This window comes from Acinetobacter beijerinckii CIP 110307 (assembly GCF_000369005.1).
Taxonomy (GTDB): domain Bacteria; phylum Pseudomonadota; class Gammaproteobacteria; order Pseudomonadales; family Moraxellaceae; genus Acinetobacter; species Acinetobacter beijerinckii.
The window spans coordinates 745,418-760,529 of record NZ_KB849764.1 but is presented as its reverse complement, the minus strand read 5'-3'; the positions used below and the strand labels follow the sequence as shown (position 1 = coordinate 760,529).

General features: G+C 36.7%; 15 protein-coding genes and 1 pseudogene. 13 read left to right on the top strand and 3 right to left on the bottom strand.

Going from position 1 to position 15,112, the window contains the following annotated elements; translation table 11 throughout:
- Positions 1–462: 462 nt before the first annotated feature.
- Positions 463–1,500, top strand: a complete 1,038-nt coding sequence (locus F933_RS05165; RefSeq protein ID WP_005059042.1) for a 3-deoxy-7-phosphoheptulonate synthase — start codon at positions 463–465, stop codon at positions 1,498–1,500.
- A gap of 53 nt (positions 1,501–1,553) precedes the next feature.
- Here F933_RS05165 and F933_RS05160 read toward each other — a convergent pair whose 3' ends face one another.
- Complete coding sequence (locus F933_RS05160; protein ID WP_005059041.1) at positions 1,554–2,474, bottom strand: alpha/beta fold hydrolase; 921 nt, start codon at positions 2,472–2,474, stop codon at positions 1,554–1,556.
- The gene (locus F933_RS05155; RefSeq protein ID WP_005059040.1) at positions 2,474–3,034 is read right to left on the bottom strand and encodes a PadR family transcriptional regulator; all 561 of its coding nucleotides are present in this window, start codon (positions 3,032–3,034) and stop codon (positions 2,474–2,476) included. Before F933_RS05155 ends, F933_RS05160 begins: the two co-directional genes overlap by 1 nt.
- Positions 3,035–3,157: 123 nt before the next feature.
- Here F933_RS05155 and F933_RS05150 point away from each other — a divergent pair, with 123 nt between their 5' ends.
- The 4 genes from F933_RS05150 (at position 3,158) to F933_RS05135 (ending at position 7,523) form a co-directional block, all read left to right on the top strand.
- Positions 3,158–5,182, top strand: coding sequence for an NADPH-dependent 2,4-dienoyl-CoA reductase (locus F933_RS05150; RefSeq protein WP_005059039.1), 2,025 nt, complete (start codon positions 3,158–3,160; stop codon positions 5,180–5,182).
- A gap of 70 nt (positions 5,183–5,252) precedes the next feature.
- A complete protein-coding gene (locus F933_RS05145) occupies positions 5,253–5,669 on the top strand; it encodes a nuclear transport factor 2 family protein (protein ID WP_005059038.1) in 417 nt (138 codons plus the stop codon).
- Positions 5,670–5,698: 29 nt separating this feature from the next.
- A complete protein-coding gene (locus F933_RS05140) occupies positions 5,699–6,421 on the top strand; it encodes an SGNH/GDSL hydrolase family protein (RefSeq protein WP_005059037.1) in 723 nt (240 codons plus the stop codon).
- Between the two features lie 13 nt (positions 6,422–6,434).
- Complete coding sequence (locus tag F933_RS05135; RefSeq protein ID WP_005059036.1) at positions 6,435–7,523, top strand: YheT family hydrolase; 1,089 nt, start codon at positions 6,435–6,437, stop codon at positions 7,521–7,523.
- A 66-nt stretch (positions 7,524–7,589) separates the two neighbouring features.
- On the opposite strand, the gene F933_RS05130 is transcribed toward F933_RS05135, so the two are convergent.
- The gene (locus F933_RS05130; protein WP_034710418.1) at positions 7,590–8,042 is read right to left on the bottom strand and encodes a hypothetical protein; all 453 of its coding nucleotides are present in this window, start codon (positions 8,040–8,042) and stop codon (positions 7,590–7,592) included.
- 367 nt (positions 8,043–8,409) lie between these two features.
- On the opposite strand from F933_RS05130, the gene F933_RS05125 reads away from it, so the two are divergent.
- The 8 genes and pseudogenes from F933_RS05125 (at position 8,410) to F933_RS05090 (ending at position 15,033) form a co-directional block, all read left to right on the top strand.
- On the top strand, positions 8,410–10,047 hold the full coding sequence (locus tag F933_RS05125; RefSeq protein WP_005059034.1) for a CTP synthase: 1,638 nt from the start codon (positions 8,410–8,412) through the stop codon (positions 10,045–10,047).
- 30 nt (positions 10,048–10,077) lie between these two features.
- Positions 10,078–10,935, top strand: coding sequence for a 3-deoxy-8-phosphooctulonate synthase (gene kdsA / locus F933_RS05120; RefSeq protein WP_005059032.1), 858 nt, complete (start codon positions 10,078–10,080; stop codon positions 10,933–10,935).
- A gap of 45 nt (positions 10,936–10,980) precedes the next feature.
- Entirely contained in the window at positions 10,981–12,270 is a 1,290-nt protein-coding gene (eno, locus tag F933_RS05115; RefSeq protein ID WP_005059030.1) for a phosphopyruvate hydratase, read from the top strand.
- Between the two features lie 10 nt (positions 12,271–12,280).
- Positions 12,281–12,652, top strand: a complete 372-nt coding sequence (gene ftsB, locus F933_RS05110) for a cell division protein FtsB (RefSeq protein ID WP_005059029.1) — start codon at positions 12,281–12,283, stop codon at positions 12,650–12,652.
- Positions 12,636–13,340: a 2-C-methyl-D-erythritol 4-phosphate cytidylyltransferase gene (gene ispD, locus F933_RS05105; RefSeq protein WP_005059028.1), complete on the top strand. Its 705-nt coding sequence runs from the start codon at positions 12,636–12,638 to the stop codon at positions 13,338–13,340. The genes ftsB and ispD overlap by 17 nt, the downstream gene beginning before the upstream one ends.
- 137 nt (positions 13,341–13,477) lie before the next feature.
- Positions 13,478–13,954 (top strand): DUF6438 domain-containing protein, encoded by a 477-nt coding sequence (locus tag F933_RS05100; RefSeq protein WP_005059026.1) that lies wholly within the window; start codon positions 13,478–13,480, stop codon positions 13,952–13,954.
- 75 nt (positions 13,955–14,029) lie between these two features.
- On the top strand, positions 14,030–14,284 hold the full coding sequence (locus F933_RS05095; protein WP_005059025.1) for a hypothetical protein: 255 nt from the start codon (positions 14,030–14,032) through the stop codon (positions 14,282–14,284).
- A 3-nt stretch (positions 14,285–14,287) separates the two neighbouring features.
- Positions 14,288–15,033: pseudogene (locus F933_RS05090) on the top strand (ATPase).
- Positions 15,034–15,112 lie beyond the last annotated feature (79 nt).

Sequence of the window (15,112 nt, the reverse complement as noted above, 5' to 3'; positions counted from 1 at the left end):
AATTGGTTTATTTTTCAACTATTCTATGGGGGAATCCAACAAAGGTCAAATTTTACTATTTTGAAGTTTTAATTAAAAAAGATAAAAAATGCTTGTCAAATGCTGAAATAGTGCGTAATTTAAGAGTTAGGAACAGTTTTTAGATATTTGAAATAAACATGTTAAAGCATACTGTAAACACAAACGCATACTTTTATTTTTGGCAATATATTTAGTTGCCTGATGCGTTTCGGGCAGCAAAAAGGTTGCCCAACCAGTTAATACCTGATCGGCAACACCGATCAGGTTTTTTTATGCTTTGATAATCATGACTTTAGGAGAAATAACATGCATACATTCAATTATTCATATTTTAGCAAGATTTCTTGGTTTTACTTTGCAAAAAAATCAACGTCACTTAGATCACACTTGCTCAAATAAATGATAGGACTGAGAAGAAGATCAGTCCAAAGGAATTGAAAAATGAATGCTTTAAATACTGCTTTGACACAACCACAAACACATACAAAAGAATCAATGCTTAGCTTACCATCACAACTCAAAGCACAGTTTCCCTTGTCTGCAAATTTAGCGCAGCAAATTTCAAAACATCGTCAAACGATTCAGAATATTTTATCTGGGCATGATCATCGCTTAATGGTGATTACAGGTCCTTGCTCGATTCATGATCCTATTGCAGTACTCGAATATGCTGATCGGCTACAACAACTACAAGAACAAGTAAAAGATCAAATATTCTTAGTGATGCGTGCCTATATTGAGAAACCGCGTACCACTGTCGGTTGGAAAGGTTTTTTATATGATCCAAATTTAGATGGATCATCAGATTTACAACTTGGTTTAGAACAGTCTCGTGCACTTTATTTGCAGCTTATCGAAAAAGGTTTGCCAATTGCGAGTGAAATTTTAAGTCCGATGGCAACAGGCTATTTTGATGATTTATTGGCTTGGGGTGCAATTGGTGCACGTACCAGTGAATCACAAATTCATCGTGAAATTTCTAGTCATATGCCATACAGCATTGGTTTCAAAAACGGAACGGATGGTTCAATTCAGATTGCTTTGGATGCGATTCAATCAGCACTGCATGGTCATCAATTCTTGGGGATGACTCAACAGGGTTTACCTGCGATTCTGCATAGTGAAGGTAACCCTTTACCACATTTGATTTTACGTGGTTCAAATCATGGCACTAATTATGATTTGGCTTCTATTCAAGCAATGCATTTCAAACATAAACATTTACCTGCATTGGTGATTGATTGTAGTCATGGAAATAGTGGTAAAGATCCTTTACAACAGCCGAATGTTTTTAAGCAAATCATTGCAGAACGTACTGAGTCGAAAGTCCGTGGTGTGATGATTGAAAGTCATTTAGTTGATGGCAATCAAAAGATTTCTTGCGATATGACATATGGACAATCAGTGACTGATGGTTGTTTAGGTTGGGATAAAACGGCTCAAGTTTTGTTAGATGCCGCTGAACAAATGAGATTATAAAACGTATAAAAAGCCAATCATCTAGATTGGCTTTTTTGTTTATCAATTATTGATTAGGCCGCTTGAGTGGTTTGTTCCGCAAGAAAGCATCCTATTTCTTTGCTAAATTTCATTGGTTCTGTAATTAATGGCGTATGACCAGAACGTTCAAAATAAACGGCTTTGGCATCCGATAGACTTTGGGCAACGAGCGTTTGTCCAGCTTCTGGATAAAGACTTGATGCACGTCCAATAAAGAATGTGGTTGGGCAATTCAATTGACTAAGCGCTTGTCTATAATCTTCATCATGATTTAAATAATTTTCTACATACCAAAGCAAATAATCTAAACGTTGGATGGGTAATAAATATTTTTGTAGCACAGGACGATTTAATGCAAGTCTAACCACTTTAGGACTAAAATTATTACTACCTTGAAACTCAATAAAATCGCTCCATAAACTTACAAGTTTATAACGGGTATCATTTGGTAAATCTTCGAGTTTTGCCGCAAATTTATTTTCTAATAATAGGGTTTGAATATCGAGAAGTAAATTTTTAAAACGTGATTGCTTTTGTCCAAACAAACCATACTGCCAAGAGTCATCTACAGAAATTTTAGGCGTTTGATCAATATGTAAGTAAGCTTTCAGTTTTTCAGCTAATTTTCCGTGTTTCATGCCATGCATGGCTGTGGTTGCACCCATGGAATAACCCATAAGAATAAATTGATCCAATTTCAACTGATGAATTAGAGAATCTATGTCGTTCCAATGACTTGAAATGGCATCTAGATCAGGAATGGCACAGTTCTTGGAACCACCAAAACCCCGCCAATCTGGAATGATAAATTCATATTGTTTACGATTAGCAAATAAGAAGGGTAGCCATTGCCAACTTTGCATACCCAGTCCAGATAATACGAGTACAGGTTCTCCTTCACCGACACGTCGTACAAATAATTTTTCTTGGTCAGGCATGCTATAAAAAGGCATTATTTTTCTCCAATATTGTTTGCTTCTTCAAACTTCTTCAGTTGAGGAATCATTTGTTCCAGCCATTTTATCCATTCATTTTCTTTAATGATACCGAGTTCTAGAATCATTTTATGAATAAACAAAACACGGTTCGTGGGTTCATTGTCTTTAAAGTCTTTATCATGGATTGCTTGATAAAGACTTAATTTTTCTTTGTGTAAAATTAAGTGACGTTCTAACTCAGGTAATATTTTGTTACCACCAAGTTGAGCTTCAGCTCTTAATCGAACCATTAAGTCATCACGAAGTTGAGCAGGTTCACTTTGTTGTTCAATCCATGAAGCAAGTTGTATTCTTCCCAGTTGTTCAATTTGATAGGTTTTCTTTCTACTATTTGCTGTCTGTTCTTCTATCGTTGAAATCCATCCTTTTTTTTGCATCCCATTGAGTTCACGATAGATTTGTTGATGAGTCGCATTCCAAAAGAAGCCCATAGAGCGATCAAAACGACGAGCCAATTCAAAGCCAGTACTTGGCTTTTCTAATAAGCTTGTCAATAAAACATGGGCGAGTGACATAATGATCCGTTATAAAAATGACTCATCAGAATTATGCAATATGTTGCATAAAAATCAAATCTTGTTTATAAGTTTATGCAACAAGTTGCATTAGCAAGCAGATTGCTAGCCAAAGGAGAAAACATGTCAGCTTATCCACATTTATTAAAGCCACTTGACTTAGGTTTTACGACTTTAAAAAACCGTGTGCTTATGGGGTCTATGCATATTGGTTTAGAAGAAGCACCACAGGGTTATGAGCGTATGGCAGCATTTTACGCTGAAAGAGCTAAAGGTGATGTCGGGCTGATTGTAACTGGTGGTGTTTCTCCAAATGATGATGGTGTTGTATTCGCGCATGGTACAAAGTTAGATACAGTCGAAGAAGCTGAAAAACATAAAGTCATTACTCAAGCTGTGCATGAAGCTGGTGGTAAAATTGCGATGCAAATTTTGCATACAGGACGTTATTCTTATCAAGCAAATAACGTTGCTCCATCTGCGATTCAAGCACCCATCAACCCGATTAAACCAAAAGCTCTCAGTTCAGCAGAAGTTCAGCAAACCATTGATGATTTTGCAAACTGTGCAAAGCTTGCACAATATGCAGGTTACGATGGTGTTGAAATCATGGGTTCAGAAGGCTACTTGATCAATGAGTTTATTGCTGCACGTACCAATCACCGTGATGACGAATGGGGCGGAAGTTATGAAAATCGTATCCGTTTTCCAATTGAAATTGTTAAGCGTACTCGAGATTTAGTCGGCGAGAATTTTATTATTATTTATCGCTTATCGATGCTTGATTTAGTAGAGGGTGGTTCAAGTTTAGAAGAAGTTGTTCAACTTGCTAAAGAAATTGAAAAAGCTGGTGCAACAATTATCAATACTGGTATTGGTTGGCACGAAGCGCGTATTCCAACGATTGCAACCAAAGTACCACGTGCTGCATTTACATGGGTCACTGAAAAGTTAAAAGGTTCAGTTTCAGTTCCTTTGATCACATCGAACCGAATCAATACACCTGAAATGGCGGAGCATGTACTAGCTTCTGGTCATGCAGACATGATTTCTATGGCTCGCCCAATGTTGGCAGATGCAGATTTTGTATTGAAAGCGAGTGAAGGTCGTAGTGATGAAATCAATACTTGTATTGGTTGTAACCAAGCATGCTTAGATCATATCTTCTCTATGAAGATTGCGACTTGTTTAGTCAATCCACGTGCATGTTATGAAACTGAACTAATTTTTAAAGAAACAAACGCTGTAAAAAATATTGCAGTGATTGGCGCAGGTCCAGCAGGTTTGAGTTTTGCAACCTATGCAGCAAGTCGTGGTCATAAAGTCAAAGTATTTGATTCAAGTAATCAAATTGGTGGTCAATTCAATATCGCCAAGACCATTCCAGGTAAAGAAGAATTCTACGAAACATTACGTTATTTCAAACGTCAAATTGAATTACAACCAAATATTGAGCTTGTACTTAATCACACTGCAACATATGAAGAGCTTAGTCAATCGAATTATGATGAGATTGTTGTTGCCACAGGTGTAACACCACGTCAGTTACAATTTGAAGGTATTGATCATCCAAAAGTATTGAGCTACATCCAAGTTTTAAAAGAACGTGTTCCAGTAGGTAAACGTGTTGCAATTATTGGTGCTGGTGGTATTGGTTTTGATACTGCAGAGTATTTAACTCATGAAGGTGAAAGTGGCAGCTTAAATCCTGAGAAGTTCTATGCAGAATGGGGAATCGATACAAGTTATGCGAATGTAGGTGGTTTAAAGCAGCCTGAACTTGAAAAATCTGAACGTGAAATTTACTTATTACAACGAAAAAGTGCAGCTGTTGGTGCTGGTTTAGGTAAAACGACAGGTTGGATTCATCGTACAGGCTTAAAACATCGCGATGTGAAAATGATTGCTGGTGCTAGTTATGACAAGGTTGATGATCAAGGTTTACATATAACTGTAGATGGTCAGACAACAGTTTTAGAAGTAGATAATGTTGTGATTTGTGCTGGTCAAGAATCATATACAGCAATGTTTGATCAACTTAAAGCAGATGGTAAAAATGTTCACTTGATCGGTGGTGCGAAAGAAGCTGGTGAATTAGACGCTAAACGTGCGATTCGACAAGGTGCTGAGCTTGCAGCAGTTCTATAATTAAAAGATGAGACATTCTCTATGCAGGGAATGTCTCAAACTTCATAAGCTAAATTATAAGGAAATTAAAATGACAATCGAAACAACCAAGCAAGCCCTAGAGAAATGGCATCAGATGATCAAAACAGGTGATCTCACAAATTTAAATGATTTATTAGCTGACGATGTTGTATTTCGTTCACCTGTTGCTTTTAAGCCTTATGAAGGAAAACATGTGGTTTTCTTCATTTTGACTAATGTGATTCAGGTGTTTGAAAACTTTACTTATCACCGTGATTTTTACACTGAAGATGGTGAAAATGTAGTATTGGAGTTCAGTGCTAATGTAAGTGGAAAATCACTTAAGGGCATTGATATGGTGCGTTTTAATGCGCAGGGAAAAATTATTGATTTTGAAGTGATGATTCGTCCAATGAGTGGTTTGGCTGCTTTAGCAGAAAAAATGGGTGCACGATTCGCTCAATATCAACCAAACTCAACTGAGTAAATAGCCTAAGTAATATTGAGATAATAAGTATGTGGTTACAGCTTTCAACTTTTGCATTACTACCAATAATTGTTATACAAGGTGTAAAAGTCCGTAAAGACACACTACGACTTATAGAAGCGAGTGGTGATCGTGATGGTCTTGCAGGACAAGGTGATCCGCTCTCTTTACTTATTTTAGGGGATTCAGCAGCGGCAGGCGTTGGTGTTGAGACACAACAAGATGCATTATCTGGCGCAATTATTTCTCAACTAAAAAATGAATATACTTTGCAATGGAAACTCCATGCCAAAACAGGGGATACGACTAAACAAGTTTATCAAGCAGTACAACAATTAGAGCATAAAAAATACGATATCGTTATAACCTCTATTGGTGTGAACGATGTGACCAAATTGACTAGTGCAAAGTCTTGGATAAAACAACAAAAACAATTATTTACTCAAATACAAAAGCAATTTCAGCCAAAGTTGATTATTGTTTCTGGAGTGCCCCCAATGCAGCATTTTCCAGCATTACCTAATCCATTAGCTTGGTTATTTGGGAAATATGCTGAGCAAATGAATCAAACATTACTACAATGGTTAGCCCCACAAAGTCAATTTAGATTCATTCAATATGATATCGAAAGTTTTCAAGCAATGGATTTGCCGATGGCAAGTGATGGTTTTCATCCAAGTAAAGAAATTTATGCTATTTGGGGACAACAGGTTGCAACATTGATACGACAAACATTTAACTCATCGTCATAGGTGGTTGCAGGGTATGAAAATATCTATATTAGATAAGTTTAAAGTTTTGGGCTTAGAGTTATTCGATGTGGTATTAGGCGCTGAACAGCCTAAAATGTACTATGACCCTAAGGGAAAAATTAAACATGTCTTGGATAAACTACCGCAATTAAAGCAAAAATATCGGCCAACGCCATGGCTTAGCAACACGCATATGCATCTTTTGTATTTTGATGTGATTAGAAAGAAAACAATTAAACTAGAATATGATCGCATTGATCAATTAACCATGCGTGATGGTGGCGTAACTGCGATTGCTTGGTATGGCTATGATCTTCCTCCAGAAACTCCAACGATCGTAATCATGCATACCATTACAGGAACTCCTGAAAGTATGCGTGAGTTAGTTAAGGATTTACATGAATATACAGGCTGGCGAATCGCTCTATGTTTACGTCGAGGACATGCGGGCTTACCGATGCCAATCCCACGTATATCACTGTTTGGTTCAACCAGTGACTTAAAAGAGCAACTTGAATATATTCAAACTATGTTTGCTGATTCTGATTTATATGCCGTTGGTTCTTCTGCGGGAACAGGATTGTTAGTTCGCTATTTAGGTGAACAAGGTGTGGATACACCATTTAAAGCTGCTTTTGCAATGTGTCCAGGCTACAACACAGAACTTGGTTTTAAAAATGTACATCCTTTTTACAGTAAAATGATGACAAAAAAATTGTTTAAGTATTTTATTTATCCATATCAAAATACGTGGACTCAGATTGGTTCTCTTGAGCGAGTATTGGCAACGACGAACTTGGAAGCTTTTGAAAAAGAATATTTCAAAATGGCAGGGTTTGAAGATTATCAAAGTTATTGTAGAGCGATTAATCCAATTTACGTATTGGAAAATATAAAAATTCCATTGATGGTTCTGAATGCGGAAGATGACCCAGTTTGTTCAATAAAAAATTTAGAGCCATACAAAGCGGTAATTCAGCAGATGGATAATATTGCGGTAATTACAACTAAAAAGGGAAGTCATTGCGGGTTTTACGAAAGTATCCATGTTAAGTCGTGGGCATCAAGACTCATTGCAGATTTTTTCAAAAATTATTCATAAATTCTAAAGTATAAAAAAGCCATGAGTTATATAAGGATACTCATGGCTTTTTAAGTATATATAAGTTTAATTATTTAAAGCTGGTGTCGCAGCAGCAATTGCAGCGGCAACTGCATCATCTTCACTTTGTGCTGGTGTTGAAGACTTTGGCTGTTCAGCTTTAACTGGTTTTGGTTCTGTTTGAACAGGTTTTTTAGGTTCAGCTGGTGGGGTTGATTCCACGTTAGTACTAGAAGAAGTTTGCTCAGCAGGACGCGTTTCACGACGAATTTCTGTCGTTGTATTCGCTGTTTCTTCACGACTTGTTTCAATTACGGGAGGAGTCGTTTCAGTTTGATTTACGCTTTCTAAAGATTCGAACTCTTGAGCTTTTTCAGGTTCAGGTTGCTGAGCAGTTTGTGTCTCGCTCGATTCCTGTTCTTGCTGCTCTTCGTTTTTAGGCTCTTCTTTTTTCACACAAGCAGTTAATAAAAGACCTGCTGCGAGTGCTGCACAAATTAAAAGTTTTTTATTCGCCATTGCTAAAACAACATATAAATTAAGGACGATAGTGATTATACCAGTAAATTTAGATGAAGAAATCAATCAGACCTTTTGAGTTTGTTGATATTTTATAAATATTTCAAAATTAAAATTAGATTTAAAACTCCAAAATGGGCTTAAGAGGAGGATTTTGGCAACTTACAATTTATTGGGGCGAATCAAAAGTAATTTATGTATGAAAAATCCACAAACCCCATAAATTTTTATTGAAAATGCTGATAGAATAACCAGTTGTTTATAGTTCTTTGAATTGATGCGGTTTGACTTTGCTTTATAGGTGCAGAGTACAGTAAAATTGCCCAACATTGTAGGCCGATTTCGGCTCGATTGTACGAGAAACTCAATGACCCATTTTATTTTTGTCACTGGTGGTGTTGTTTCATCACTAGGTAAAGGTATTTCTGCTGCTTCTGTTGCTGCACTTCTGGAAGCTCGTGGCTTGAAAGTCACTATGGTAAAAATGGATCCATACATTAATGTCGATCCAGGTACCATGAGCCCATTTCAGCACGGTGAAGTTTTCGTCACAGAGGATGGTGCTGAAACTGACTTAGATTTGGGATATTACGAACGTTTCTTACGTCGTGCAAAAATGACTAAGTTGAATAACTTTACCAGCGGTCGTGTCTATCAGGACGTTTTGAATAAAGAGCGTCGTGGTGACTACTTAGGTGGTACAGTTCAAGTTATTCCACATATTACAGATAATATTAAAGAACGTGTACTTCGCGCAGGTGAAGGCTATGACGTTGCGATTGTAGAAATTGGCGGCACAGTGGGTGATATCGAATCACTTCCATTTATGGAATCTGTTCGCCAATTGATGGTTGAGCTTGGTCATAAGCGTACCATGTTGATGCACTTGACCTTATTGCCATATATTAAATCTGCGGCTGAACTCAAAACCAAACCTACACAGCATTCGGTGAAAGAGCTTCTTTCAATTGGTATTCAACCAGATATTTTGATCTGTCGTACTGAATATGATGTCGATGTTGATACTAAGCGTAAAATCGCATTGTTTACCAATGTTGAAGCGCGTGCCGTTGTCGTGTGTAAAGATGCAAAAACGATTTATCAAATTCCACGTACATTCTACGAACAAAATGTTGATGATTTAATTTGTGAGCGTTTTGGTTACAACGATCTTCCAGAAGCAAACCTTGAAGATTGGGATAATGTTGTCGAAGCATTATTGAACCCTGAATACACAGTTCGTGTTGCGATGGTTGGTAAATATGTAGAACTTCCAGATGCATATAAATCTGTGAATGAAGCACTTCTACATGCTGGTATTCAAAATCGTGTCAAAGTACAAATTGATTATGTCAATGCAGAAGACCTTGAACAGCAAGACATCTGTATTTTAAATGCTGCTGATGCGATTCTAGTTCCTGGTGGTTTTGGTGAACGTGGTACTGAAGGCAAAATGAAAGCCATTCAATATGCACGTGAAAACAAGATTCCATTCCTAGGCATTTGTTTAGGTATGCAACTTGCTGTGATTGAATATGCACGTCATGTTGCTGAAATGCCTGAGGCAAGCTCAACTGAATTTAACCGTTCAACTAAATATCCGTTAATTGGTTTAATTACGGAATGGTTAGATGAGCGTGGTGAATTACAGCAACGTAGTCTTGAATCAGATTTGGGTGGCACAATGCGTTTAGGTGCACAGAAATCTGAACTTGTAGAAGGCACTAAAACTCGCGAAGTTTATGGCAAAGCTGAAATTACTGAACGTCATCGCCATCGGTATGAAATGAATGATCGTTTTATTCCAGCACTTGAACAAGCGGGTATGAAAATTTCTGGTTATTCATCAGTACAACATTTAGTAGAAACTGTAGAAATTCCTGAACATCCTTGGTTTATTGCTGTACAATTCCATCCGGAATTTACAAGTTCACCACGCGATGGGCATCCATTATTTGCTAGCTTTATCGATGCTGCGAAAAAGCAGTATCAAAAAAGTAAGTAATGTGAATTTGAATATATTGGGAAAGTCTAAATGTCGCAATTAAAAGCACAAGAAATAATTACTTTAGGTGATATACAAATGGCAAATCATTTGCCGTTTGTATTATTCGGTGGAATGAATGTACTAGAGTCGAAAGACTTGGCTTTTGAAATCGCTGAAACTTATATTGATATTTGCAAGCGTTTAGACATTCCTTATGTGTTCAAAGCAAGCTTCGATAAAGCGAATCGTTCAAGTTTGAACTCTTTTCGTGGTCCTGGTCTAGAAAAGGGAATTGAATGGCTTGCAGACATTAAAAAGCATTTTAATGTGCCAATTATTACTGACGTTCACGAACCATATCAAGCTGCTCCAGTCGCTGAAGTTGCAGACATTATTCAATTACCAGCATTCTTAAGTCGCCAAACAGATTTAGTTGAGGCGATGGCTAAAACCCAAGCCATTATCAATATCAAAAAAGCTCAGTTCTTAGCACCGCATGAAATGCGTCATATTTTGCATAAGTGTTTAGAGGCTGGGAATGACAAGCTTATCATTTGTGAGCGTGGCTCAGCATTTGGTTATAACAACTTAGTTGTTGATATGCTTGGCTTTGACATCATGAAAGAAATGAATGTTCCTGTCTTCTTTGATGTAACTCATGCATTACAAACGCCTGGTGGTCGTGCAGATTCGGCAGGTGGTCGCCGTGCTCAAATTACGACTTTAGCACGTGCTGGTATGGCAACAGGCTTAGCTGGCTTGTTCTTAGAAGCACATCCTGATCCTGAAAAGGCGAAATGTGATGGACCATGTGCCTTGCGTTTATCTCAGCTTGAGCCATTCTTGGCGCAATTAAAAGAATTGGATACTTTAGTTAAAGGATTCAAAAAGTTAGATACCCATTGATGTATGAAAATACATCTTTTTATTCATTAAACAGAGGAATTGTTCATGAGCCAAATCGTTGACATCCGTGCACGTGAAATTTTGGACTCTCGTGGTAACCCAACCATCGAAGCAGACGTAATTTTAGAATCTGGGGTTGTTGGTCGTGCATGTGCACCATCTGGTGCTTCAACTGGTTCTCGTGAAGCTTTAGAACTACGTGACGGTGATAAATCACGTTACTTAGGCAAAGGTGTTCGTACAGCAGTGAACAATGTTAATACATTGATTCGTGATGCTTTGTTGGGTAAATCAGTTTTTGAGCAAAAAGACATTGATAATACAATGATTGCGCTTGATGGTACTGAAAACAAAGAGAAACTAGGTGCGAATGCAACTTTAGCTGTTTCTTTAGCTGTTGCGCGCGCAGCTGCTGATGAAAAGAAAATTCCTCTTTTCCAATATATCGCTGATTTACGTGGTCAAACGATTTTGACTATGCCTGTGCCAATGATGAACATCATCAATGGCGGGTCACATGCAGATAATAATGTAGATATTCAAGAGTTCATGATTGAGCCAGTTGGTTTCACTTCATTCTCTGAAGCATTACGTGCAGGTGCTGAAATTTTCCATTCTCTAAAATCAGTTTTAAACAAAAAAGGTTTAAACACTGCTGTAGGTGATGAAGGTGGTTTTGCACCGAACTTGCGTTCAAACGAAGAAGCAATCACTGTTATTCTTGAAGCTATTGGTCAAACTGGTTATAAAGCTGGTTCTGACATTATGCTTGCGCTTGACTGTGCATCTTCAGAATTCTACAAAAATGGTCAATATATTCTTGCAGGTGAAGGCAATAAAGCATTCACAAGCAACCAATTCTCTGACTATTTAGCGAGTCTGGTAAACCAATATCCAATCATTTCGATTGAAGATGGTTTAGATGAGTCAGATTGGGATGGTTGGAGTTATTTAACCTCAATTCTTGGCGATAAAATTCAATTGGTTGGTGACGATTTATTCGTAACGAATCCTAAGATTTTACAACGTGGTATTAATGAGAAAGTCGGTAACTCGATTTTAATTAAGTACAACCAAATTGGTACGTTGACAGAGACTTTAGATGCAATTTATCTTGCTAAAGAAAATGGTTATACGACTGTAATTTCTCATCGTTCTGGTGAAACAGAAGATTCAACGATTGCTGATTTAGCAGTAGGTACGGCAGCTGGTCAAATTAAGACGGGTTCTCTTTGCCGTTCTGACCGTGTTGCAAAATACAACCAATTACTTCGTATTGAAGAGTTGACTCATGCAGCTTACCGCGGTAAAGCTGAATTCAAAGGTTTAAAATAATTTTTGAATTATGTTAGAAGTTTTTCGATCTACTTCGAGTAAATTGATTCTGTTGCTTGTAATCATATTGGTTACAAGCCTACAGTACCAATTTTGGTTTGGTGAGGGTGGCTATTTCGCTCACCAAACTCTAACTCAACAAATTACGCAACAGTCCGAAATCAATACCGAGCTAAAAGAGCGTAATCGTATTTTAGCAGCTGAAGTTTTTGATTTGAAAAATGGAACAGAAGCAATTGAAGAGCATGCACGCTTGGATTTAGGTTTAATAAAACCAAATGAAACTTTTGTGCAAATGAGTACTATAAGTACTCACTATAAGCCAATTTATATTGATCCGAATGCAAAAGTAGATGCCGCTACCAATGAAAACCCAGAGTAAAATATGGGCAATAGTTCCCGCAGCGGGTTCTGGTAGTCGATTTTCTAAAACTGAACTGAAACAATATCAATATATTCAAAATAAAACGGTATTAGAGCATACAGTGAGCCGGCTTAATTCATTAGACTTAGCTGGGTTAGTGCTTGCTATTAGTGAACAAGATGAAGTTGCACCGACGCTTACTTTTACTGCTCCTGAAAAATTACATTTTTGTCATGGGGGCGAAGAGCGTGTAAATTCTGTTTTAAACGCTTTAATTTATTTATCTGGTATTGCTCATGAAGATGATTGGGTGCTAGTACATGATGCTGCTCGACCTTGCGTCACAGCAAAGTGTTTGGAAAAATTATTATTATCTGCTATCGAATCAAATCAAAGTTCTATTTTAGCGATTCCTGTTCGTGATACTTTAAAACTTGTAGAAAATGAAAATAAAATTAATAAAACGGTGAGTCGAAATTGCTTATGGCAGGCTCAAACACCTCAAATTGCCAAATTGAAAACTCTAAAGAATGCCATTGAATATGCAATTCTTAATGAAGTCGCGATTACTGATGAGGCAAGTGCATTGGAATATATCAATGAGCCTGTACAAGTAGTTCAAGGTCGTTCTGACAATATTAAAATAACTTATGCAGATGATTTAGAGCTTGCAAAATTAATTCTCCAATCACAGATCGATAATTAATCAACTTGGATTTTTATTTATTTCTTCAAAATAGCCTAAGTAAAACTTATCTTTTAAAGGATTGTAACACCATTATAAATGACAAAAAATTCACTATTTGATAAATTTATTAACTGAACTTTACAACGGATTAACAAATGAAAAAATTAATACTTGCTGGTCTTTTTGCTTCTACTTTAGTTGGTTGCGCATCAACACCTCAAAAAAGCCAAGATCTTGCACAAGAAACGATTCGCTATTCAACAAGCCCTTGTTTTGGTGCATGTCCGATTTACTCTGTAGAAATTACGCCAGCTGGTGAAGTGCAGTTTGATGGTAAGCAGTATACAAAAGTAATAGGAACACAAGAACTTAAAGTTGATCCGTCTGTATATAAGAAGCTTCAAAAAGAATTAGAAACCTATCGTCCATCAACAGGGGCAAATGTAAAAACAACAGGTTGTACGGAGACTGCAACTGATCATCCAAGTTCATATTTTTGGTGGAAGGATATTGATGGAACAGTTACACGTTTAAGTCACTATACAGGTTGTATTTCTCCTGCAAATATTGAATTAAACAAACTTATTGATAAGTTACCTACTTTAATTGGCATTGAAGATTTAGTTCGTTAATAGGTGCTCTAAAATTAGACAAAATCTCTCGTTATGTTAGTATGATTATAGAACGCAATTTTGCGGAGGATTCAAATGACAGCTTTTACACATATGCAAATGACGATGCAAGAAGAAGATAATCTTCCGAATCTTGCTGTTCAAGCATTTCGTGATGCTTTTAAGCAAGCGAGTGAATCTTCTGCTGTTGTTTTTACGAAAGATCATCAACTGATTGAGAAGTTACCTTCGGGTAAAATCAACGTAATCAAAGATATTTCTATGGCTTATACTCGCATAACTGTTGACCAAAAAGTACTTAAACCTAAGAGAAAGCAGGTCGTTATATAGTAAATGCGGCATCCTCGTATTCGTATGTTTGCAGGACCAAATGGTTCTGGTAAAAGTACTATAAAAGATTACCTTTTGCCCCGACATATTGGGGCATATTTAAATGCAGATGAGTTAGAAAAAACCTTAATTTAAACACAAGTTTTGGATTTAGACGCGTATCACACTGACCTTAATCCAATAAAGTTACTTGAATATTTAAACAATAAAAAGAAAACATAAATCAAATAAGCCAAGTTCTACTGAGTCAGGAACCTGAACAAATAAGTGAAAAACAAATCCGATTTTCACATTTAGATATTGACTCATATTTAGCTGCAAGAATTATTGATTTCATCCGTTCAGAATTTCTTAGACTAAAAGTCAGCTTTACTTTTGAGACGGTTATGTCTCATATAAGTAAAGTCGAATTTTTAAGAGAAGCTCAAATTCAAGGATTCAAAACATATTTATACTTTGTTTCTACTGTTGATCCAGATATAAATATTGCAAGAGTAAACTATCGTGTGAGTATGGGTGGTCATGCTGTACCACATCAAAAAATTCGAGATCGATATTACCGTAGTATGAAGTTATTAATGCAAGCTGTTGAAGTGACCGATAGAGCATTTATATTTGATAATTCATCAGATGGGCAAAAAGCTGCATTTTTAGCTGAAATTTAACATTCAGAAACACTGAAATTAAATCAAACTGTTACTGAATTTCCACTATGGTTTGCAGAAAAAATTCTTTCAGAGTTCGAGTAGTTTGTATCAAGATAAGTTGAATACTTTAATTATTATATTTAATAATATATTATAAATAAATATATTGTTTTGAGCATAG

Bases quoted from the DNA above. Each gene is read 5' to 3' on its own strand.
- eno (WP_005059030.1), top strand. From the start codon at position 10,981: ATGAGCCAAATCGTTGACATCCGTGCACGTGAAATTTTGGACTCTCGT.
- F933_RS05165 (WP_005059042.1), top strand. From the start codon at position 463: ATGAATGCTTTAAATACTGCTTTGACACAACCACAAACACATACAAAA.
- F933_RS05160 (WP_005059041.1), bottom strand. From the start codon at position 2,474: ATGCCTTTTTATAGCATGCCTGACCAAGAAAAATTATTTGTACGACGT.
- F933_RS05155 (WP_005059040.1), bottom strand. From the start codon at position 3,034: ATGTCACTCGCCCATGTTTTATTGACAAGCTTATTAGAAAAGCCAAGT.
- F933_RS05150 (WP_005059039.1), top strand. From the start codon at position 3,158: ATGTCAGCTTATCCACATTTATTAAAGCCACTTGACTTAGGTTTTACG.
- F933_RS05140 (WP_005059037.1), top strand. From the start codon at position 5,699: ATGTGGTTACAGCTTTCAACTTTTGCATTACTACCAATAATTGTTATA.
- F933_RS05130 (WP_034710418.1), bottom strand. From the start codon at position 8,042: ATGGCGAATAAAAAACTTTTAATTTGTGCAGCACTCGCAGCAGGTCTT.
- F933_RS05100 (WP_005059026.1), top strand. From the start codon at position 13,478: ATGAAAAAATTAATACTTGCTGGTCTTTTTGCTTCTACTTTAGTTGGT.
- F933_RS05125 (WP_005059034.1), top strand. From the start codon at position 8,410: ATGACCCATTTTATTTTTGTCACTGGTGGTGTTGTTTCATCACTAGGT.
- kdsA (WP_005059032.1), top strand. From the start codon at position 10,078: ATGTCGCAATTAAAAGCACAAGAAATAATTACTTTAGGTGATATACAA.
- F933_RS05135 (WP_005059036.1), top strand. From the start codon at position 6,435: ATGAAAATATCTATATTAGATAAGTTTAAAGTTTTGGGCTTAGAGTTA.
- F933_RS05095 (WP_005059025.1), top strand. From the start codon at position 14,030: ATGACAGCTTTTACACATATGCAAATGACGATGCAAGAAGAAGATAAT.
- ftsB (WP_005059029.1), top strand. From the start codon at position 12,281: ATGTTAGAAGTTTTTCGATCTACTTCGAGTAAATTGATTCTGTTGCTT.
- ispD (WP_005059028.1), top strand. From the start codon at position 12,636: ATGAAAACCCAGAGTAAAATATGGGCAATAGTTCCCGCAGCGGGTTCT.
- F933_RS05145 (WP_005059038.1), top strand. From the start codon at position 5,253: ATGACAATCGAAACAACCAAGCAAGCCCTAGAGAAATGGCATCAGATG.